The 20,969-nt window shown below is 67.5% G+C and carries 11 protein-coding genes and 1 pseudogene; 9 read left to right on the top strand and 3 right to left on the bottom strand.

The features are described 5' to 3' along the window. Nucleotides 1–112 precede the first annotated feature (112 nt). From ACIBX3_RS34080 to ACIBX3_RS34070, 3 genes are all read left to right on the top strand, one after another. Entirely contained in the window at nt 113–1,255 is a 1,143-nt protein-coding gene (locus tag ACIBX3_RS34080; RefSeq protein ID WP_397124262.1) for an ATP-binding protein, read from the top strand. Nucleotides 1,256–1,345: 90 nt separating this feature from the next. After that, nucleotides 1,346–1,624, top strand: a complete 279-nt coding sequence (locus ACIBX3_RS34075) for a hypothetical protein (protein WP_397124260.1) — start codon at nt 1,346–1,348, stop codon at nt 1,622–1,624. Nucleotides 1,625–1,628: 4 nt separating this feature from the next. Next, nucleotides 1,629–2,396, top strand: coding sequence for a hypothetical protein (locus tag ACIBX3_RS34070; RefSeq protein WP_397124258.1), 768 nt, complete (start codon nt 1,629–1,631; stop codon nt 2,394–2,396). A gap of 73 nt (nt 2,397–2,469) precedes the next feature. Here ACIBX3_RS34070 and ACIBX3_RS34065 read toward each other — a convergent pair whose 3' ends face one another. After that, a complete protein-coding gene (locus tag ACIBX3_RS34065; protein WP_397124256.1) occupies nt 2,470–2,859 on the bottom strand; it encodes a hypothetical protein in 390 nt (129 codons plus the stop codon). Between the two features lie 125 nt (nt 2,860–2,984). Between ACIBX3_RS34065 and ACIBX3_RS34060 the strand changes: the two are divergent. Together ACIBX3_RS34060 and ACIBX3_RS34055 are read left to right on the top strand one after the other, a co-directional pair. Further along, nucleotides 2,985–5,112: pseudogene (locus ACIBX3_RS34060) on the top strand (UvrD-helicase domain-containing protein). 134 nt (nt 5,113–5,246) lie between these two features. After that, the gene (locus tag ACIBX3_RS34055; protein ID WP_397124254.1) at nt 5,247–7,214 is read left to right on the top strand and encodes an N-6 DNA methylase; all 1,968 of its coding nucleotides are present in this window, start codon (nt 5,247–5,249) and stop codon (nt 7,212–7,214) included. Here the strand turns inward: ACIBX3_RS34055 and ACIBX3_RS34050 are convergent. Next, a complete protein-coding gene (locus tag ACIBX3_RS34050; protein ID WP_397124252.1) occupies nt 7,201–8,646 on the bottom strand; it encodes a serine/threonine protein kinase in 1,446 nt (481 codons plus the stop codon). The two genes, ACIBX3_RS34055 and ACIBX3_RS34050, sit on opposite strands and share 14 nt — an antisense overlap. 113 nt (nt 8,647–8,759) lie before the next feature. On the opposite strand from ACIBX3_RS34050, the gene ACIBX3_RS34045 reads away from it, so the two are divergent. From ACIBX3_RS34045 to ACIBX3_RS34030, 4 genes are read left to right on the top strand one after another with little or no spacing between them, the layout of a single operon-like run. Further along, complete coding sequence (locus tag ACIBX3_RS34045) at nt 8,760–10,376, top strand: PD-(D/E)XK nuclease family protein (RefSeq protein WP_397124250.1); 1,617 nt, start codon at nt 8,760–8,762, stop codon at nt 10,374–10,376. Then, nucleotides 10,373–11,521, top strand: coding sequence for a hypothetical protein (locus ACIBX3_RS34040; RefSeq protein ID WP_397124248.1), 1,149 nt, complete (start codon nt 10,373–10,375; stop codon nt 11,519–11,521). Before ACIBX3_RS34045 ends, ACIBX3_RS34040 begins: the two co-directional genes overlap by 4 nt. Continuing rightward, nucleotides 11,514–15,086, top strand: a complete 3,573-nt coding sequence (locus ACIBX3_RS34035) for a hypothetical protein (RefSeq protein WP_397124246.1) — start codon at nt 11,514–11,516, stop codon at nt 15,084–15,086. The genes ACIBX3_RS34040 and ACIBX3_RS34035 overlap by 8 nt, the downstream gene beginning before the upstream one ends. A gap of 7 nt (nt 15,087–15,093) precedes the next feature. Beyond that, nucleotides 15,094–18,045 (top strand): pPIWI_RE module domain-containing protein, encoded by a 2,952-nt coding sequence (locus ACIBX3_RS34030; RefSeq protein WP_397124244.1) that lies wholly within the window; start codon nt 15,094–15,096, stop codon nt 18,043–18,045. Between the two features lie 168 nt (nt 18,046–18,213). Here ACIBX3_RS34030 and ACIBX3_RS34025 read toward each other — a convergent pair whose 3' ends face one another. Beyond that, nucleotides 18,214–20,748 (bottom strand): DUF262 domain-containing protein, encoded by a 2,535-nt coding sequence (locus tag ACIBX3_RS34025; RefSeq protein WP_397124242.1) that lies wholly within the window; start codon nt 20,746–20,748, stop codon nt 18,214–18,216. Between the last annotated feature and the right edge of the window lie 221 nt (nt 20,749–20,969).

Below are 20,969 nucleotides of genomic sequence, written 5' to 3'. Positions count from 1 at the left end.
GCATACCAGACCTCCCCACCGGGCACCACAACTAGCCGTATCTCCGACTTGACAGCCCACCCCCGCCACTTAACTACGTGGCCTTGGCCCCTGCGATCTGAGGCGCCACTACATGCTGCCGCCCGCGCCGCAGCTCCCGCAGGTGCGCGAACTCATCGAGAGAGACCACTACTTCGTGCTGCACGCGCCCCGGCAGACCGGCAAGACGACCATCCTGGACGCCCTGGCCTCCGGCCTGACCGCCGAGGGCAACATCGCCGCCCTGTCGTTCTCCTGCGAGCGCGCCAAGGTCTTCAGCGACGACATCGCCGCCACGGAGACGATTCTGCTGGACTCGCTCCGCGAGACCGCCGACTTGTCGGGATGGCCCGAGGAACTGCTGCCGCCGGACTCCTGGCCGGAGGAGCAGGCAGGCACCCGGTTCGGGAAGGCGCTGAGCGAGTGGTGCCGCCGCTGCCCGCGCCGGGTCGTGCTGTTCCTCGACGACTTCGACGCCCTGCAGGGCACCAGCCTGATCAGCATCCTCAGCCAGCTCCGCCACGGCTACAACGCGCGGCACAAGGGGCTTCCGTTCCCCGCCTCGGTGGTGCTGTGCGGGTTGCGCGACCTGCGCGACTACAAAGTTGCCTCCAGCGGCGACCCGGCCCGGCTCAACCCGGCCAGCTCGTTCAACATCCTCGCTGACTCAGTGCGTCTGGGCGACCTCACCACCGACCAGATCGCCGAACTCTACGACCAGCACACCCAGGCGACCGGCCAGGAGTTCACGAAGGACGCCGTGGCCCGGGTCTTCGAGCTGACCAAGGGACAACCCTGGCTGGTCAACGCCCTCGCCCACGAGATCACTGCCGAGATGGGGGTGAGCGGCGCCATCACCACCGCACAGGTCGATGAGGCCAAGGAGCGGCTGATCCTGAAGCGCCCCGTCCACCTGGACGCCCTCATGACACGACTGTACGAGCCGCGGGCGGAACGAACAATCCGGGCGATCATGGAAGGAACACTGCCGGGCACGGACGCTCCCTTCGACGACGACGTCTCCTACGTTCGCAATCTGGGCCTCATCTGGGGAACCGGAGCACCGGAGATCGCCAACCCGATCTACCGAGAGTTCCTGCTGCGGCACTCGCCTCTGTGCGCCGACCTGCTGCGCCGAGAACAGCACGGACCTTTCACCGACGAGGCGCTGATCCAGGCTCGCCTGAGAATCTTCGGAACGGCAGATTTCGGCGACGTTCCGAGTAGGCCTTGCTGAGTTCCGACTACGACCGTCGAGGTGACGCGACCTACGTCAACTCAGGCCAACCCTGAGGTACTTAGGTACCATGGACGGGGAGGGATAGATATGGCTGCTGCCACGAAGCGTCAAGCACCCCTGAAGATCGACCCCGCGACGGACGAGTTGATCTCCCAGGCTGCCCATTTCCTCGGCATGACCAAGAAGGACCTCGTGTCCGAAGCCGTCAAGGGTTACCTGGAGCAGCGCCGTGAGGAGATCCGCAAAGGCATGATCGAGTCTATGAAGGTGCTGGACGGCTCGCTCGGTTCAAGTGTCGCCGCACTCACTGGGCTGTCACGCGAGAAGATCGACCGACTCGGCGGCGTCGGCGAGTGGGAGGACTGACCTCATGTCGGTCCGCCCCACGCTCAGATGTCTGCGCGACGACCTATGTCTACCCGTCCCGTCGGCCCAGACCACACTCGACCAGGTCGACCATCCTCTACTAAAGAAGGCAAGCGAGCAGTTCGCCGCCCCTGACAGCCCGCATGAGCGGATCCGGGCCATCGACGATGTCGTCCTGTTCAAGGTCAAGACCGGCCGATGGCGGGGTGCCGTCCTCGCCGACGAACCCGACTCCGAGGTGCGGGACTGGCTTGTGGCTGCCGGCATCCGCGAGGACGGATCTAACGACGACTTCTACGCCTCCCTGCACAGGGAAGCCCGTACTGCCAGACAGCGATACAACGCCGAGCACGACAAGCCGTTGACCACTGACACCTATGTGAGTCACCTCCTGCCCAATCAGGACGATCACGATCGTTACCTCTTGGAGGCAGGCACTCGACTCGCACTGCGCCTCAACACTGAGCTGCGCGCTCTCATCCGAGGCTCACTACATGACGGCCACGAGCATGCCGCCGACTTCCCAACGTTCCGTCTTGGCGTTGTCGTCCGCGCCGATGATGGTCACGAGACCTACGTCGCCATCCGAATCACCGGCTCAGTCCCGACAAACCTCACTGCGATGATCCTTTCTCGCGTTCCCGGCTGCGCGTTTGATGCCTGGTTTCCTGAATACACTCTGCCCGAACGTGACTTGCTACCCGCCGAACAAGTCTGGTCAAATCTGATGGATCCTAAGGCAGCGTCACAGCTTCTCGACGAGGTGCGTTAGGGAGGCATCGGCCGCCTTCGACGGAGCGCAGAGCCAATCCCACCGCTGGGAGGCTCCCGGCCCGCGGCTTGGATCAGCCAGCCGTAAGCGCCTGTAGCAGGCGATCGAAGGCAGTGATATCGGCGCATATGACCGAACGAGCGAAGGGGATCTTCTCTTTGCCTCCGTTCAGTCTCTTCGGAAAACGACGCAAGTTGGAATGGTGGAACAAGTCAGGGCTGATGCTCAAACCTTGGGTGGCCTCGATCGCCTCGAGCGTCCCGAAGGGGGTTTCCGGATGGATCCTAACTCTGATCAGCTGGCGGAGGGTGCGCTCGCGGTCGAGATAAAACGTCACGCAGCTTGTCGGATGGCCTAATTCGCAGACCTTTACCAGTAGGTGGGTCAGTTCAAATCCCCTGTCGGCCGCGACGTTGACGAAGCGCTGCTCGAGCTCCGTCAGGGGGTGCTTGATGAGATTCACTTGATCTCCTCAGCTGACGTCGATCCAGAATCCGCCCTGAAGCATCGCGATCTTCTGAGATGCCTGGCTCGGTGAACCGCTCGCCCATACCCTAGTGATCCATCACTCGCCCCGGGAGGTTTCGCGTGCCGCAGCTCGCCTTCGCCAACACTTTCTGGGAGAGCTTCGACGCTTTGGAGAAGCCGGTCAAAGCAGGCGTGCGCAAGGCCATGAAACGGTTCCAGCAGCTCGCCATCGCCGAGCTGTACGCCGACAAGGGCCTGCACCTGGAGTCGGTGGTGAACGCGCGCGACCCGCGCATGCGGACCATCCGCGTCACCGAGTTCTGGCGCGGCGTGGTCCTGGCGCCGGACGACGGCACCGACACGTTCCTGCTGCTGAACGTCGTGCCGCACGACGAGGCCTACGGGTGGGCGGCCAAGCGGCTCTCGCGACGCACGCCCTGGAGGTGCGCAACGTCGTCGCCATCGAGCAGCTCACCCCGACTCTGGAGCAGGCGGCGGCCGAGGCGCCGTCGCTGCTGTTCGCGAAGCACTCCGATACCGTGCTGCGTGATCTCGGCATCGACGACCAGGTTCTGCGCGCCGTCCGGACCATCATCGACAAGCCGCAGCTGAACGCGTTCGCCTCGCTGCTGCCGGAGGACCAGTTCGAGGTGCTGCAGTATCTCGCGGAGGGGTTCTCGCCCCAGGAGGTCTACCAGCAGGTCGTGGCCGAGCGCCGCCCTGCCGACTCCTCTGCCGACGCGGACCAGAGCCTTGAGCGGGCGATCATCAACACCACGACCCGCATCACCCTGGTCAGCAGCGCGGACGAGCTGACCGACGTGCTCAGCAAGCCGTTCGCCGCCTGGCGGGTCTTCCTGCATCCCTCGCAGCGTCGCGTCGCGTACCGGCCCTCCTACAACGGGCCGGCGCAGGTGACGGGCGGCCCGGGAACGGGCAAGACGGTGGTCGCGCTGCATCGGGTCAAGCACCTGCTCACGCGCTCGCCCGGCAGCCGGATCCTGCTCACGACGTACACCACCGCGCTCGCAGCGACGCTGCGTGAGAACCTCGCGCAGCTCCTGGACGACGAGAAGCAGCTCGCGCGGGTGGATGTCACCACGGTGAACGCCTACGCCTACCGCGTCGTGCGGGCGCTGGCCGGCCGCACGCCGAAGATGATCGGGACGCCGACGAACGGCAGCTCTGGCGGCGCGTGATCCGGCGGCTGGACCTGCCGTGGACCGAGCAGTTCCTGCATCAGGAGTACCGGCATGTCGTCCTCGCGCAGCGGATCAATTCGCGGACCGAGTACCTTCAAGCGCCCCGGCGGGGCCGGGGCACGGCGATCGGGCCGCGGCAGCGGGAGCAGGTCTGGGATGCGGTCGAGGCGTTCACGGCGGAGCTCCGCAGCGGCGGTGTCAGCACCCACCTGCAGCTCTGCGCGGAGGCGACCCTGCTGCTCGGCGGCTCCAACCTGAGGCGGTACGGCTTCGACCACGTCATCGTGGACGAGGCTCAGGACCTGCACCCGGCGCAGTGGCGGGTGCTGCGCGCGGCCGTCCTCGACGGCCCGGACGATCTCTTCATCACGGGTGACCCGTACCAGCGGATCTACGACTCCAAGGTCTCGCTCGGCTCACTCGGCATCTCCGTGGCTGGGCGGAGCGGCCGGCTGCGCATCAACTACCGCAGTACGGCGGAGATCCTGACCTGGTCGACCGGCCTGCTCGACGGGTCGCTCGTCGAGGACCTGGGCGGACAGGGCAACGAGAGCCTGTCCGGCTACCGGTCCCTGCTGCACGGCAAGCGCCCGCGCACGGCCGGTTTCCCGGGCGAGCAGGCCGAGGTCGCGGCGATCGTGGACCGGGTGCGGGAGTGGCTCGGGCAGGGGGTGCGGCCGAGCGAGATCGCCGTGTGCACGCGTTTCAACATCCTGCTGAACAAGGTCCACGACCGGCTGGCGGCCGAGGGCATCCCGGCGGTCAAGGTCAAGGATCAGCCGTCGGCCGATGCCGAGGGCGTGCGGCTGGCGACCATGCATGCCATGAAGGGGTTGGAGTTCCGCTGCGTGGCCGTGGTGGGGGTGACCGCGAGCGCCGTACCGTTCGCGAAGGAGATCACACCGGTAGAAGTGGACCGGCTCCAGCACGACAGCGACATGCTGCGAGAGCGGTGCGTGCTGTTCGTAGCCTGCACGCGGGCGCGCGAGGCGCTCTACGTGTCGTGGAGCGGCACGCCCAGCCCCTTCGTCTCGCAGCAGCCTTAACGGTGAATCTAGAACACCTGTGCGATCTTTCTGGTTACTCCACCTACTGGAGGGTATGATGAAAACTGCGTCAACATAGTCGCTTCGGATCCTGGGACTCGAAGCAGGCTGGTTTCAGGAAGGGCTTGATATTCATGGGCGAGCGCCCTGTCGTGGTGACACTCGCCGAGATCGCGCGCATCGCAGGGGTCGGACGGGCCGCCGTCAGCAATTGGCGAAGACGGCATCACACCTTCCCCTCCCCTGTCAGCGGTACGGACACCAGCCCACAGTTCTCCCTGGTCCAGGTCGAGGAGTGGCTGCGTGAGCACGACAAGCTCGGGTCGTCCACCGGTTCACTCGAACGCCTCTGGCCGGCTTATGAGGCTCTGGGCGATCGTGATCGCATGGGGCGGGTCATCGCCGAGTTCGGCGCCCGACTGCGAGACGCGCCTCATCGCGAACTCGATCCCAACGAAGAGCGTCTGGTCGATCAGGCTCTTGAGCTCTCCCTGCATGAAGGCGGCCGCGAGACTTTCCAATACCTCCTCGACCGGTGGCTCGGCACGCATATACGTCAGATCACCACTACACCGGCTCCGCTCGCCTCGTTCATGGCGGAAATGGCGGCCCGGGCCAGACCAGGCGGGATCGACACACTGCTCGATCCCGCCTGCGGTGCCGGCGGACTGCTCCTGGCCGGCGCGGAACGTTGGAAGGGCGCATGTCGGCTTCTCGGCCACGAACGAGAGCCCGTTCTCGCCATGCTGGCGAGATCCAGGTTGTCGCTGCTGGCCGAGACGCCCGAGATCGACCTCAGAACGACCGACACCTTGCGGAGCGAATCCCCGGCCGCTACCGCTGATGTGATCCTCTGTAATCCGCCCACCAATGAACGCGACTGGGGACACGCGGAACTGGCCACCGATCGACGATGGCTGTTCGGCCTGCCACCACGAACCGAGTCCGAACTCGCCTGGGTGCAGCACATCGTCTCCGAGCTGGGCGATGACGGCGTCGCCGTCGTGCTTCTGCCGCCCGCCGTGGCCTCACGCCGCGCGGGCCGTCGCATCAGGGCGGCGATGCTGCGTGCCGGGTCGCTCAGAGCTGTCGTCGCCCTGCCCCCGGGTGCGGCTCCACCCTTCGGGGTCGGCCTGCACCTGTGGATCCTGCAGCCACCGGCCCAGCGCCGAACCGCTCCTTCGGTCCTCATGGTGGACACGGCCGACTGCCGGGCCACCTTGTCAGCCGCCCGCGCTCAGGCTGTCGACTGGGACGCCGTCCGAGATCGGGTGTTCGGCGCGATGGCAGGTAAGGCGCGAGAGAGCAGCATCGACATACCGGTTCTTGACCTGCTGGGCGAGGAGACCGACCTGACTCCCGCACGGCATGCGCCCACCAGCGTGTCGGTATCGGTCGTCAATCATCGCCGTACCTGGCGGCAGTTCGACTCGAGCCTGCAGGAAGCTCAGGATCTGGGAAAGATACTGCGTGATCTCGAGGTGGTGCGGGAAGTGGCGGACGCCCACGCTGTCGCGGTCGCCGACCTGGAGCAAGCCGGCACGCTCGTGCTGACACCAGGGCAGGCCGTCCCGGACGGATACATACGGCGGGGTGAGCGGCCCGATGACGGGGTTCCGGTGCTCACCGTCGCGGACGTGCGGGAAGGGCAGCCACCCCAGTTCTGGATAACCGCCGAGGACGTCGAGCAGCTCGAACGGGACAAGGGCATCACCGTGACCTCATCCAACGACGTGGTGGTGGTCGTTCCGTCGGCCGAGTTCGGCGCATGGGTGGACGTTGCGGCACCCACGGTCCTGGGGCCGCACATCCATCGGCTCCGGCCCGACACCGAGCGTCTCGACCCATGGTTCCTGGCCGCCTGCCTGCGTGCGCACTTCAACGCACGGCAGGCCGGTACACACGCCACCACCACATCGCGAGTGGATCCGCGGCGTCTCCTGGTACCTCGTCTCCCCATCGACGAACAGCGCCGATACGGCGACATCCATCGGCGGCTGGTGCGCTTCGAACAGGCCGTAGCGGAGGTGGGCAACGTGGGTGCGTCACTGAGCCGGACGCTCACGGAACTTCTGGCCGCCGGGCGGCTCAGAGAGAGCTGAGCATCGTCTCGACCTCGTCGCGGTGGCCCCATTCGGCGAGTTCCGCAGCGAACTCGCGACAGCGCCGATGCACTTTGAGGGACGACCGGGACAGGCCGCGAAGCTCGGCGACCACCGCCTTCCACATGTTGAAGGCCGCCTCGCTGTCGTCCTTCTCCGGCACCAGGCATTCGGCGACGCCGACGCGGGCTTCCAAGAGAAGGTCCACGTCTTCCGCGTCGAGAGGCGTCCGCTCCACGGTGCGGTACAGCCTGCCGGCTCCGGGCCAGTCCCCTTCGAGCCGGGCACGATCCGCGCAGACCAGCTGAGCCCGTACGACAAGGCGCTCACGCGGACCCCAGGCCGCTTCCACCTCCCTCAGCTGCGCCACCACCTGCTCCGCCTGCGGGCCGGGCCGTTGTTCCAGCACTTCGCGCTCGGCGGCGTCGAGCAGGTCGCCGAACTCGCGGCGGCTCGGCATCGTCCTGCGTCTGACAGAGGGGCGTTGCCGCTGCACGGGCGCCGGCTTCGCGGTCACGGGCGGCGAGTCGCGGCCTTCTCTGAACGGCAGAGTGGGATCGGGGTCCAGCCGGGGCGAGGGGGCGGGATCCCCGAGCCGGGGAAGGTAGCGGCGCAGCACCTCCAGCCCGTCGGCCAGGCTCGGCCTGATCGCGGGCTCCTTCTGCAACATCCCCCAAGTCAGGTCGGCCAGGTCGGCGCCCACGGGGTACTGCGCAGGGTCGAGACGCGGCGGAGAATCGCTGCGGTGCCGCTCCTCGACGCTCCGGTCAGGAAGATCGCAGAATACTTGTTTCGCGGTGATGAACTCGTACAGCATGCAGGCGAAGCCGTAGAGGTCGGCAGCAACGGTCGGATCCTTCACTCCTCGGATGATCTCCGGCGCCATGTAGCCGGTGCTGCCGGGTGTGTGGCCGTGGCGGGTGTAGCGGGTGGCCTGCGGGTCGGTGGGCAGGGCGATGCCGAAGTCGATGATGTGGACGGCGCCGTTGCTCGCGAGCACCACGTTCTGCGGCTTCAGATCGCGGTGCACGACGCCGCCTTTGTGGATCCTGTCGAGGATCTCCAGGATCTGCACGCCGATCGCGGCGGCCGCGGCCAGCGAGGGCCGGTGAAGGGAGAGAAAGTCGCGCAGGTTCTTTCCCGGGATGAACTCCATCACCAGGCACGGGTCCCCGCGGAAACGGCCGTAGTCAAGCAGGCGCGGGATGCCGGGGCCTGCGAACTTGTCCAGGAGGTCACGCTCCCGCTCGAAGCGCTTGAACGCCTCGCTGCGGACACTTCGCTCATCGACGTCATACGGAGACGACCAGTAGTCGCGACCGAGCGCCTTGACCGCCACTGTCTTCCTTGAGTGCAGGTCCTCGGCCAGCCATACGCGCGCCATGCCACCCGCCTTCAGGGTGGCGCTGATCCGGAACCTCTCGAAGAGCACGTCTCCTGGCCGCACTGCGTCTCCCCTATTGCATGGCGTTCACACTTGGCGTTCCCCTTACAGAATACAGAGTCTCGCTTGACTTAGTTCACAGAGTCAGCTTCTCTAAGACCGTGAGCACTTTCCCGATGCCTTCCGGCCTCACCGGCCGATCCGACGTGGTCAGGATCGGCCTGCCCTTGCTCCGCGAGGAGGCGGACGCCTGTGCCCGAGGGCGGGCACTGCGGGCACGCCCGCTCCTGACGCAGACCCCCGAACGCTCCCGTTGGAAGCCCGTCCAGGACTTCTTCTTCACACCGGTTCAGAGCATGCTCGACGCGATCGAGCACAATGGCAGCAGCGTGCAGGCCGCGCTGGCGGACAGCCGGCACACCCGCAACTGTCACCCCGTCCACCGCGCGTGGGCACTCGACGCCGTGCCGACCTACCTCGCCGCCCGGGCTCGGCACGAGGCCGCCGGATACCCGGCCACATTCCCCGTGAACACCGAGTGGGTGGGGCTCAACCGGCTGCGCGAGCCGGACGCGAGGGGGGTTCAGCAGTACGAGCGCACCGCTTGGGGCCGACGGTACGCCACCCGGGACGGCTCGGTGCGGGAAATCTGGATTCCGTCCATTGGTTCGGCCAAGGAGAACCGGTCGGAGGCGGAGATCGCGGCCGCCGCCGCGATCGCGGCGACCGGAGTACCGGCTCGCGGGTCCTTCGGCGAGCCTTACCGGAAGGTCGAGACCGATGCGGTCAAGCCGCAGCGGGTCCGCGTCATCGGCGTCGGCCTCGCAGACGGCAAGCCCCTCGTCCTGGCGGACTGGGACGCCGAAGAGGCAGTACGTCAGTTCGAGGAACATGCGAAGGAGCAGTACGCCGCCGTCCTCGACGGCCGGGCGCTGCGCCCGGGTTCGGACTGCACCACCTGTGAGGGGCTCCTCGGTTGCACGGCCCTGCCCGAAGTTCCGGGGCTGCTCGGCGTACCTGCCCCTCGCCGACCTCGCAAGCGGCGCAGCGTCTCCATCAGCGACCTGCGCGCCTACAAGTCCTGCCCGGCACGCTTCCATCTGACTCGGGCCCTGTACATCAAGGACGGTCGGACCGAGAACGAGGCGATCCGTCGCGGCCGCGCCGTCGACGCCTGGCTGAACGACCGGCACGGCCAACATCCCCGGATCCCCTGCCGGAACGTGACACTGCCCACGGAACTGCCGGGCCTGACGGAGGACGAACTGGGCCCCGCTGTCCGCATGGTCAAAGAGCACCACGCCTTCTGCCCGCTCGACGGGCTGCCGGAGAGCGAACTCGTCCGTACCCAGTGGCGTCTGGCCGCCTACGACCCGGTCGTAGATGCGGTCGTGATCGCCGATCCCGACCTGCTCTACACCGAATCGGGCGGCTGGGTGTGGCGTGAGACGAAGACCGCGTCGCGACGTACCTGGGAGCGCCGTTCCCTGCTTCGCGAATATCCGCAGCTCGCGCTGGCCGTCCTGCTGATGGCTGCCGGCGTCCCCGGCGGCGATCCACGCCGCTCACGGATCGAGCTGGAGATCCTTCGGGAGAACGGGGCGGTCTTCGAGGAGATCGACCCGTTCGACCAGGCCACCCGCGATGAGGCACGCGAAGTCGTCGCCGGGCTCGCCGCCGGATGGGCGAGCGACGAGAGCTACTCCCCCACCCCCGGCGACCACTGCGCTGATTGCGAAGTGCGTCGCTGGTGCGCTGCCTCAGGAGAACCCCGATGACCACCGACACGCTGCCTGACGCCGCCGCTGACTGGGCCGCCCACCAGGGCATGCCGCTGGTCCGTACGCTGGCCGGCGCCATGCTCGCGCTCGACGCGCAGACCGGGCTCGACGCGTTCACCTTGCCCTACCCGCCGGAGGCCCAGCGGGCGTTGGATCGCACGATTCTCGCCTGCCTGCTCAGGGAGGCCACTCCGCCGACGAGCCTTACCGAGCTCGTCTCCTGGTGCAAGCACGTGCCCCTGGCCGACTGGCCGGTCGACCTTCCCGCGGACGCGATCGGCCCGGAGGACCGACTGCTCGACGCGGACTCCGGGCGGCCGACCGAGCTCTGTCACGAATGGGCCGAGCGCACGCGCGACAGCGCGCTGGCCTTCCGCGACCGTGAAATCATCCACACCGCGCTGCGCCTGTGCCGGGCGTTCGGCGAGGAGGAGGCCTACACCGCCTTCCGCGGGCTGCTCGTCAACCGCCCGGTCCTGACCGCGCCGGAGAGCTTCGAAGTCCTCAACGACCTGGTCCTGGAGCCGGTTCACGAACTGATCCGGCGCATCTACCTCCCGGTTCCCGACAGCTATCTGTACGACGGTGAATACGTCTGCTGCGGGCGCTGTCTCACGCTACTCGTCCCCGTGCACGACGGGGAGTGGTGGTGCGAGCGCGACCGCTGCCGCCGTCAAGGGCCCGCTCCCCTGGGCACGCGGCTGCGTCCGGAGGAGACGGGCGAGGTGCACCAGGTCGAGCGGCCGGTGCGGCAGTTCGTCACCGGGCCGGGACGCGCCGAGGCGGCTTTGGAAAAGGAGCTGTCGGCGTTGGGGCTTGCGGTGCGCATGTGGCCCGGCTATGACGCCTATGACCTGCTCGTCACCTTTCCCGACGGTCACCACTGGGCCATCGACGTGAAGGACTGGGCGAACCCGCTCTTCCTCGGGCGTTCGGCCCGTCTCGTGCCGCAGGAGCCTCCGTACGACGAAGCGTTCTGGGTCGTACCCCACCACCGGGTCGCGGCCAGGCGGGACTACCTCTCCGTGTACGAGCGCAACCGCCCCTCCCAGGCCCGCGGTCTGCCTCTCCTCACCGACACAGACCTGATCAGACGGGCCAGGGCCCGGGTCCGCAAGCAGAAGGGGGACGCCCGTGCGTGACCGCGAGAGCTGGCACCGACCGGTCAGCCGCGAGCTCGGCCAGGTCTGGAACGGCCTGCCCGCAGCGCTGCAAGGCATGAAACCGGCCCACCTGTGCCAGGTCGAACTGGCCCTGCGGCTCCTGGAACGGCTGGCCCCGAGGGAGCCCGCCGAAGGCGTCTACACGCTGCTCGGCGGCTATCCCTTCGCCCGCGCCGCCGGTCTGGCCCGCACGGCTGAGGACGACACGATGCTCATCGCCGCCCGGCACCTGCTCTGGACGCTACGACGGCGCCGCGCCTGGCACCAGGCACTGGATCTGTACCGCCAGGTGCCCGCGAGGTTGCGCGCCTACGAAGTCCCGGAGGACGGCAGCCCCGCCCTCCCGCTGATCCCGACGATCGCATTCGACCGCGTCACGGTCTACGACGACGCGCTCGCCCGGCTGCCGCAACACGCGCGCAAGCCACTTCCCCTCGCCCCTGCGGGGCGCAGCGGGTTCATGGACCGCCGCCGCCCCACGTCCGTCACCATCCCCGAGGCGCTGATCTTCGATCCCGTCCCCGGTCACGACCTGGCGCAGGGACGGCCGGGCGGAGGTGCCCCGCTGACGATCAAGCGCACGGAACTGCTCGCCACGGCCGTCTGGATGGATGAGCGAGAACGGAAGCTGAGCGTGGAGCGACCGGGTAACTGGGAGGAGAGGATCAGCGAGCTGCGGTTCGCGCCTCGCGATGCCGACGGCCGGAACTTCAGCGAACGGGACGATATTCACCTCAACGGGCTCATGCATCTGGCCGGCATGGTGGGCGCGGGCAAGAGCACGCTGATGACGCTGGTCGCGGTCTGGGCCGCCCGGCGAGACCTGCGCGTCACCCTCGTCGTCGGCGACGTCGCCGAGCAGCTGCGGCTCTGCGAGCTGTTGAACGATCTGGAACTGCCCGCCGTACCGGTCCTGGGGCCGACCACGCGTGAGACCCATGTACAGCGGCTGCATCGCCGGCTCGCCTCGCGCGGCCTGGACAACCTTCTCGATCATGACGCGGCGGGCTTTGACGACCTCAGCACGGCATGCGTGATCGATGCGCTGCGGGGCACGGAGGCCATCCAGCCGCTGCGGTACGCCGACGCGCCGTGCACTGCTCTCTACCCGGAGCAGCGAAAGGTTCAGCACACTTCCGACATCGTCCTGCCTGAGCCGTACCAGCCGGGCGAGGCCGCGCAGAAGCGCCCGGCCCACGAGCTGCGGGGCAGCCAGCGCGGCTGCCCGGTGTGGGCGAGATGCCCGCGTCACCGCGCGGCGCGCAATCTCGTCGAAGGGCTGATCTGGGTCGCCAACCCGGCGAGCCTCGTGCAGAGCGCTGTCCCGCAACACCTGAACGAGGAGCGACTACGCTATCTCGAACTCGCCTGCCTGCTCAGCGACATCGTCATCGTCGACGAGGCCGACTCGGTCCAGATGAAGCTGGATGAGATCTTCGCTCCCTCGGCGACACTCGTCTCCCCAGGCCCCGAATCCTGGCTCGACCAGCTGCACACCCACAAGATCGAGGAGCTTTCGCGACGCGGCCGGCTGCCCCTCACGGACCAGGACATCGAGCGGTGGAACTCGGCGCTGACGGTCGTCACCGCCGCCACCGACCGGCTCTACCGGCTGCTCATCTCGGAAGAGGAGCTGCGTGACTGGGCGGACATCGAGTACTTCAGCCCGTGGACCCTGCAGGAGAAGCTGCTCGGGGACTGGTTCGACGAGCAGCACCCGGGCCCCGAGGGCGTGCATGACGAACGGCAGCTGTACGAGCCCTACGACGACGACTCGCCAGACGCCGACGAGAGCCACCTCTTCCTGGACTCTCTCCGTTCACAGCTCACGGAACTGCTGGACGCCTTCCGCGACGATCCGCTGGGCGACTCCGGCCCGTACGACACGAGCACCGACGACCTGATCGACACCACGCGCGACCTCCTGCACACCCTCAACACGGCCCGTACCCGCGCCCGCGTCAAGGCTCTGCTCGACAAGCTGATCGAGGACACACCTGCCTCCGAACGGGACGACGCCTGGCGCGACCTGACCTGCAGGCGGCTCGAGTTCCTGCTCGTGCTGTCAGCTCTCCACCAGCGCCTGGAACGTCTGACGTTCCTCTGGCCCCAGGTCGAGGCCGCCCTCCGGCTGGACTCCACCGGCAACGAACTGGCGAGGCGACCGCCGCTCGACTACGCGCCGCTCATCCCCGAGGCCCCGATGGGCAACGTCCTCGGTTTCCAGTACCTCCCGGACGAGCGGGAGCGCGACGAAGACGGCAACAACAGCGGCACCCTGCGTTTCTTCCGGTGCGCGGGTGTGGGGCGGGAACTGCTTCTCTCCCTCCACGACCTGGGTGCGGACCCGGGGCAGGGACGTCCGGGCCCGCACGTGGTGCTCATGTCGGGCACCAGCTGGGCCGGAGCGTCGACCCGCGCCCACGTCCTGGCGCCTGTGGGCGCCGTGCTCATGCCGTCGGAACGCTCGCTCGACGCGGTGGGAAAGTCGCGGTTCGCCACGCGTTTCCTCTATGACGCCGACGGATCGCCCATGAGCCTGTCCGGCACCGACCCCAAGGTCCGGCCAGCGGCCGCCAGGGCTCTCGCCATGCGCCTGGGCAGCCCCGGACGAGGTGGCGGAGCGAGCCCGCTGGAGGAGGAGCTGGCCCTCGTCGGAGACGACAACCGGCGCCGGGCGATCCTGCTCGTCGGTAGTTACAAGGAGGCGAATGCCGTCGCCGACACTCTGCACGGGCTGGACCGCTGGCGGGGCAGGGTACGGGTCCTGGCCGCCGACGACGCCGACCTCGATCAGTCCGTACGCGGCACGGACCCGGCGGTCGCGGAGCACGCCATCACCTTGCGGCGGGGCGACCTCGCCATGTTCGCCGAGGACTACGATGCCGAACTGCTGGTGGCGCCCTTGCTGGCGGTCGAGCGCGGGCACAACATCCTCAACACCGATCGCAACGCGGCCTTCGGCACCGCCCTGTTCCTGGCTCGGCCACATCCCCGTCCCGACGACCTGTCGCTGGCGATCTTCGCCGTGAACGACTGGGTCTGCCGTTTCGTCCGCGACCAGAGGCGGCCCGACAACCGCACGGGTCCGGCCACGTTCGGCGAGCTCGTCGCCAAGGCCGCCGGACTCGACCGGGCCGGGCTCGACTTCCGCCACGAGGCGCGGCAGGAATGGCGTCGCCTGCTGTCCCGGCGCTATGTCTACTCACGGCTGTCGCCCTGGGAGAAGCGGGCTTTCGCCTGGGATCAGCTGGTCACCATGTGGCAGGTCATCGGCCGGCTCGTACGGGGCGGGGTGCCTGCACAGGTCGTCTTCGTCGACGCCAGTTTCGCCCCGAAGATGGCCCGCGCGCTGTCCCCCGGCGCCACGGGCCCCGTCCCCCTCGAGGACGGCCTCCTCGCAGCCCTCCGCTCCATCCTCACCCCATACTTCGACGCCGGAGCCGACTCTGCGGCATTCCCGGACCCGGCGGACCCGGCTCTCGCCTGGCTGCTCTACCAACCGCTGTACAACGCCCTGTCCAACCTCGAACACCACCGCTGAGGACACCGTGCCCGTCAATTACGACTCCATCCGCACCTCCTCCTGGCAACCCGTCTCGCCGGACGCCACCATGGTGGGCCGCTACCGCGCGCTACGCTTCCCCGAGAACTGGCGCGACGCGATCCTCGCGCTCTGCAACCTGGGCCGTCCCGAAGGAGCCGAGCTCTACCGCACGGTGCCCACCTACCGCTTTGAGCAGGTGATCCAGGCCTTCGCTCCCGACCTCCTGGTGTTGCCCCGTCCGTCCGAGCACTGGCTGTACGTGCCCGAGGAGGTCACGGAGCCGCTGCCTGACCCTGTCTTCCGTGCGCTGCTGGACCGCTGGCTGAGAGACCTACGGCCGGAGCCGGAACACCGTGCCTTCCTCAAGGACGTCCGTGCCGAGCTGTCGGCGTCCCCGCCCATCTGGGAAGCGGTCGAAGCCGAGTTGCTCCGCTGCCCCACGACCCCGGTCGGCGGCACGGCCGCACCCCTCGCGCACCAATTCCCGCTCAGCACCGACTGGCTGGCAAGACGCGTCCTGGCCCTCGGTCCGTACGAGCACGCGGCCGGCCGGCTCCATTTCCGCGCCGTGCCCCGCGGCCCTCGCGACAAGGGTGCCGAACTGGTCTCTCAACCGCTTCCGTCCCCGTCCGGCACACGTACCTGGTGGTATTCGGTCGTTCTCAACATCACCTTGCACACCGTTCCCTTCGACCCTCTCCCCCGTTTTCACCTGCACTTCGGCATCCGCCGCTGGGCGACACGGGTCAGCTCGGCGACCGGCAGGGTCCACCTGCCGTACCGGCGCAGGACGACTGTGCTGTTGCGGCCGCGGGTGCCGTACCTGCCGGGCGCCCCGCTCAGTGAGCGCTACGCGCTGGCCAAGGTGGAACGCCGCTGGGACAAGGAGCGAGGAGAGTGGACCACCGGCTGGGTGAACGGCGGACCGACCGGCATCCTGCACGGGATCTCGCTGGCCGAGCCCTTCCCTGATGCGGACGACATCCTCTCCCATCCGGAGGAGTGGCTGGACCAGGGGCTGCGCGCGGGCATCGTGTACAGCACGGCTATGGGCGGCCACCAGGTCAAGGCGGGCCTCATGTCGCATCAGCGTTCTGAGCTCACCGAGTGGGCTGAGCAAGCCCTCTCCCCCGAGGTGCGGGCGACCTCCGCATTGGTCCGCACGCGGCGAGTGAAGTCCGCCAAGCCCCTCAATGCTCCTCCCACCGGCGTGAAGAAGGAGGACAAGCCTGAAGAAGACGCCCGCAGGGCGGAGGAACGGCGGGTAGGCGCAGCCTTCGCGATGTCCTGGCTGACCCCGGAGGCCGATCCGGGAACGCTTCCCACACTGGAGGCACGGCTTCTCTGGCAGACCCGTGAGCTACGCGAGGCCGCGGTCACGGGACTCGTCGACCGCCTCGGGTTGAAGGGCGAGGGCGGCGTCTTCACCGAGGCGCAGTACGAGGCCGCACGCCCCGGCGACCCGGTGACCCTTGAGTGGCAGTCCGCCGAGCTCACCGTGCGGCTGCGCTGCGTCAAGCTGACGGCCGGCCTCGGAGAAGGGCTCGCCCTCCCGCCGAAGGGGAAGCCCCGTACCTCCTCGGCGATCGGCGCGGCCGTCCGTGACCGGCGTACCAGCGCCCGCTCCTGGCTGGCCGACGACATCACGGGCATGGCTCCCACGCTGGCGCTGGTGGAACTTGATCGCAGGGCCGACTTCGAGACCGGCGACCACGACCCCAAGTTCGCGCTCAGGCTCGGCTTCGCGGACGCCGGCGCAGTCACCCAGTTCGTGACGGTGCCCAAGAAGGCCGGGCGATACGACTCGGTGAAGACCGTCGATCACCGCGTTTCCATGGCCTGGGACGACGGCCTGCGACAGCTCGGCATCCGTGTGCACCCCGAGCATGGCCTTGGTGAGAAACTTCCCGTCGGCCTGCGGTACGCCGCGGTCTGGCTCGTCAGGAAGAATCGCACGGCACGCAATCGGTGGGCGGCGTACGTCCCAATCGCTGTGCTCGTGACTCCGCAAAGATCGGGCAGCGGCATCGCCGGTGTCCAGGGATGGGACCCCGAGGCGAATGCGTGGATTCCGTACCCCGCGTTGCTGCTGAAGCTGACGCGGCTCGCGGAGGTCGCCGTGCCCGGCACCGAGAACGGCGAGCCGGGCAGCTACTACCGCGCCATGGACAAGCAGCGGCGCGACACGGAGGAGTGGCTGCAGAAAGTGCTGCGCTCCCTGCGCGGCGCTCCCACGCTGCTCCTCGCCCACGGGCAGAACGCCCGCTCGCACTGGACGTGGCTTCAGGACGGCCACGTGGAACCAGACCGCATCCGCGACGGCCACGCGCCGGCTCGCCGGCTGCACCCGAACCTGCGGCTCGTCCGCGTGCGAACCGTGCAGGGCCGGGAGACCCCTCAGTGGTGGGGCGTCAATCCGAAGGACAAGGCGAACGGACTGCCGTCCCACCTGTGGGTGCCGCAGTGCGACGGAGCGAGTCGCGTCTTCTACAGCACCACGCCCAAGCCGGCACAGTTCAGGACCTCGGCCATTGAGGCCGACAAACTGGCCCCCCGCCACGCCGGCGAGCACAAGGGCGATACCAGGATTGACACCAACATCCCAGGTTGGAATCCGGGACTGGTGGAGATCGCCGTTCTCGGATGCCATCAGGACGACGGTGACGATCCGGAATCGCTGGCGCTCGCCGTGCATCAGCTGCGTCAGCCGCCGGACTACCCGCAGGCTCTCGCTCTGCCCCTGCCGCTACATCTGGCGGGGCTTGGCCAGGAATACGTCCTGCCGACGCTCGCGGAGGAGGTCGAGGATGAGGCTTCCGCTGTCGAGGATCCGCAACCCACAGATGCCGACGTGATCCGAGCGGATGACGGCGCCCCGGACCCGGCCATGGCAGCAGGACTCTTCACGGAGCCGGATCCCGAGGAGGATCGGCAAGCGTCACCTCCTGACGTGTGAGGTACGGACTGGAAGCCTGGTCATCGACGACCACCCCAGCCGTTTCGCTCACCCGGCGAAGGACCCTTCGCCGGGTGAGCTCGTCCATCACTACTCGCATGGCTGGAGGGCTTCCGGGAGATCTTGGTCCGGTGCCTCACCGTCCCGAAGAACGAGCGACGGAATCGGTCACCCCTCCTGCTCCTCCGATGCGGTCACCTTGGCCCTGAACCAGTCGAGCACCGCAACGACCACGTCAAACACAGCGACGCTCGCCAGCTGACTGTTTTTGATGGGGGGATACAGCTCCAGCTTGGCGACGGGAATGTCCACGCCGGGTGCGTCGTTGAGCCGCTGCCGAAGCTCCTCTCGCAGCGCCAGATCGTTGAACGGCTTGCGGTTGCGCAGCAGTCCGAAGGGGATCTCGGCGCTCTTGGCGTAAAAGCGGATGGCATACAGGGACTGTCCGCCTACCTTGATGATCGGCGCGCAGGAGGCGTTGGCGGAGGTGCCGTACTGAAGCTCGCCGCCCCGTGCGCGCCAATGCTCCAGCAGCCGCTGAACTGCGCCGGCTGCCTGCGGCCCGCTCTGCTCGTTGAGCTGACGCAGGAAACGCTGTTCCAGTGCCGTCAACGCTTGCGGCGAAAGGGACTCATCGCCGGCGGCCTCGGTCTCGGCCAGATCCGCGGCGATGGGCAGGCCGAGTAGCTCGGCGATGTCACGTACGCTGATGTGCTGGTCCGCGGAAGCGCGTCCGGCTTCGTCGAAGACAAGTCCTTCCGCGCGCAGCACCTCGTGCACGTCTCGATCGTCGTCGGGATCGACCCAGCGGAAACCGTCGGACACCTGTCCCGACCTGGTGAGGACCCGGTGCGCGTTGAGCACCGGGACGCTCGCCAGATGTACCCCGACGGGTACCGGATGCGAGCCGATCAGCTCGGCGAGGTCCGAATACGAGGTCCAGGTGGCGGTCGGCAGAGCGGCCAAGGCGCTGTGCAGTTGTGTCCAATCGCGGGAGGCGGCGCTGCCCCGGCCGGACTCCTCCGGACCGGGCCATATGGCGATCGCCCGGTCCGCGAGGCGATCGGCGCGGGCCAGGATTTCGGCTTTCCCCCAGCGATCGCAGGCGGCGATCTCCTGGTTCATCACCAGCCCGCTCTGGCCCAGCTGTTTGCGTTTGGCGACAAAGGAGTTGTTGCTCAGCTCGGAGTTGTAGCCGCTGAGCGTGAGGTTGCCCAAAGTGTGTACGAGCTGGCGATGCAGAAGATCGGCGTCGTCTCCCCCGTTGGAGAGTTCGCTCAGCCAATCAGCGGTCATGGACTGCGGCAGGACGTGCTCGATGGTGATGCGTTTGTCGGCGAGGTCTACCCGCTCTTTGCTGCCCAGCGACTCCTCGATGCGCCGTAGGACGAGCTTCTGCTGGACTGTACGTCCCTGCCAGTAAAAGGCGCGGCTGCGGATCTCCTCCCTCAGCTGCTCATCCGAAGGCCAGTACAGTCTGGCGGGCGAAAGCGCGGTCCGAATCGCCTGTGGCACCTCCTCTTCGGCCACCAGCTGTACGGCGAGCCGCTGGAAGATGCGGTTGAGGTTGCTTGTGGTGACTCCGGCGATCAGGCGGCGGACGAGGAAACTCTCGACATAGGCCAGCGCTTCATCCACCTCCTCGTCGCCGATGTAGTCATCCTCCCGCAACTCCAGCAGGCGCATTACCAGCGGGTAGGCGGTCGAAGCCTGCCACTCTTTGAGGAAACGCAGCCGCCTGGCGAACGGCAGGTCGTCGGGGGGAAAGAGGATCTGCTTGAGATGCCGGGCACGCCGGTACAGGTCGCGGGCATACTCCTCGATGCGGTGCTCGTCCCCGGACAGCGCTAGGAGCAGCTGCTGGTGGCCGCGGTAGACGGCGTTGTACTGGGCCTCGTCGCCTTCCTTCAGTACCAGCACCAGGTACATCAGCTGTTCCATGGCCTTGGCGTCCAGCAGGTCCTGGATCGGCTTCCAGTACTCGTCGTAGACGTGCTGGCCCCGGGTGGGCAGGCACATGAAGACGTAGTTGCGGATCAGGTCCACCTGGCTGAGCCGCATGCCCGTATTGTTGATCGACTCGAAGATGCGGAACGCGTTGTCGTCCTTCTCCACCAGGATCTGCACGAGGTTGAGCCGGTTCAGCAGCACCGACTCCACGCGCGCGATGTCATGTGGGTCGGCTGGATCGTCGAACTCCTTCAACACCCCGCGGAAGAATTGGTAGGCGGTGCCGATCAAGCTGTCGGATTTGCCCTCCAGCGTGCCGTCCACGCAAGCCTTGAAGGCCGTTCGGTCTGCCTGGGTGGGCAGGAGCCGGTAGCGCAGTTCTCCCTGCTGGAACTTGTTGATCAGGTGCAGTTCGTTGATGCGTTCCAGAGCTCTGGGATCCTCGGCCATCAGGTGATCCCGGATCGCGCAGAGCGCGAGCATCAAGGTGGTGAGACGCTGTTGTCCATCCACAATGATCCATTGGGACCGGCTCGGCGCCAGCTCTGGCCCCGGGGCGAGGACCACCGATCCCAAGAAGTGGCTGGGTGCATCTTGCCGTTGCTCGGCCAGCACGTCGACCTGGGCGGTGATATCGGACCACAGTTGAGTGAGCTGCGGACGTTCCCAGGTGTATTGACGCTGGTAGAGGGGGACCAGTAATTGCTGGTCGCCCTGAATGAGCTTGCGAAGGGTGGTTTCGTTCGCCTTCATGCCGTCCCGTTCATTGCCCGAGCAATCGGTGCATCCAAAGACACAACTTACGACGCACTGCTGGACAGCCGCAAGGTCCACATTGGCGATAGACGGCAGCACCAGCGCAATACGACGGCGCCATACGACAGCGAGTGAATGCAACAATCGGACCGGCAGAGATGCCCTCGATTAGTATCCCCGCTTCGCTCACCTAGGTGCTCATGACAGACGCTTGGACC

The organism is Nonomuraea sp. NPDC049480 (assembly GCF_044465905.1).
GTDB lineage: Bacteria > Actinomycetota > Actinomycetes > Streptosporangiales > Streptosporangiaceae > Nonomuraea.
This window is presented reverse-complemented; position numbering and strand designations above follow the sequence as displayed.